General features: G+C 65.3%; 1 protein-coding gene. It reads right to left on the bottom strand.

Annotation, left to right across the window (positions count from 1 at the left end; all coding sequences use genetic code 11):
- Positions 1-1,151: IS256 family transposase (locus ACJH6I_RS31790; RefSeq protein ID WP_406785193.1), on the bottom strand; the 1,151-nt coding region annotated here is incomplete at its 3' end.
- Positions 1,152-1,247 lie beyond the last annotated feature (96 nt).

Raw genomic sequence — 1,247 nt, 5'->3', positions numbered from 1 at the left:
GCGTCGATCAGCTTGTAGGCCATGGCCAATCCAGCGGCCCGCGATCCCGGACCCTTGGTGACCTTCGTTCTCAAACGCACTGTGGCGAAGGTGGATTCGATCGGATTCGTGGTACGCAGATGGATCCAGTGCTCGGCGGGGTAGTGGTAGAACTCCAGCAGGACATCGAGGTCGTCGACGATCTTGGCGACCACTTTCGGGTACTTCGCGCCGAAGGCAACCGCGAAGGCCTTGACCGCGACCTGAGCTTTGTCGATGTCTTCGGCGTTGTAGATGTCCTTGATGGCCGCCAGCGCGGCCGGATGCGCTGACTTCGGCAGTGCGGAAAGGACGTTGGCCTGCTTGTGGAACCAGCAGCGCTGCTCTCGGGTCTTCGGGAATACCTCCCGCACCGCCTTCCAGAACCCGAGCGCGCCATCGCCGACGGCCAGCACTGGGGCGGTCATGCCGCGTCGTTTGCAGTCGCGCAGCAGATCCGCCCACGACTCGCATGACTCCCGATAGCCGTCGGTGATCGCCACGAGCTCTTTGCGGCCGTCAGCGCGCACGCCGAGCATCACCAGCAGGCACAGCTTCTCCTGGTCCAGGCGGACCTTGAGGTGAATGCCGTCGACCCACAGGTAGACGTAGTCGCTGCCGGACAGGTCCCGGGCAGCGAACGTACGGGCTTCGTCTTGCCACTGCGCGGTCAGACGGGTGATCGTGGTGGCCGACAACCCGGCACCCGAGCCGAGGAACTGCTCGAGTGCGGGCCCGAAGTCGCTGGTCGATAGGCCGTGCAGATACAGCAGCGGCAGCACCTCACTCATCTGCGGGGACTTGCGTGCCCAGGCCGGCAGGATCGCCGAGGAAAACCGCTGCCGCTCACCAGAATCGGGGTCGACACGGCGATCGTTGACCCGCGGCGCCTTCACCTGCACGGCACCGGCCGCGGTCAGCACCTCACGCGGCTGGTGATAGCCGTTGCGGACCACCAGTCGGTGACCGTTCTCGTCGAGCTGATCAGCGAATGCGGCCACGTACGCGGCGACCTCGGCCTGCAGGGCAGCGGCCAACATCTGCCGGGCTCCGTCGCGGACGATCTCGTCCAACAACGACCGGCCGGCCTCGCCGCCGTTGGCCTCCTCGGCATCGTGAACTACGGTGAGCATGGGCGTACCTTCCCAACCAGCGCGCCAACGCCGGTCTTGATCGAATACCTGATTCCGTGATGATCATCCTCGGGAAGGTGCGCCCACTTTCAGGCC

It is taken from the genome of Mycobacterium sp. SMC-13 (assembly GCF_045311035.1).
Taxonomy (GTDB): Bacteria; Actinomycetota; Actinomycetes; order Mycobacteriales; family Mycobacteriaceae; genus Mycobacterium.
Note: the sequence above shows the minus strand (reverse complement) of the source record. Positions and strands in the feature narration are given on the sequence as shown.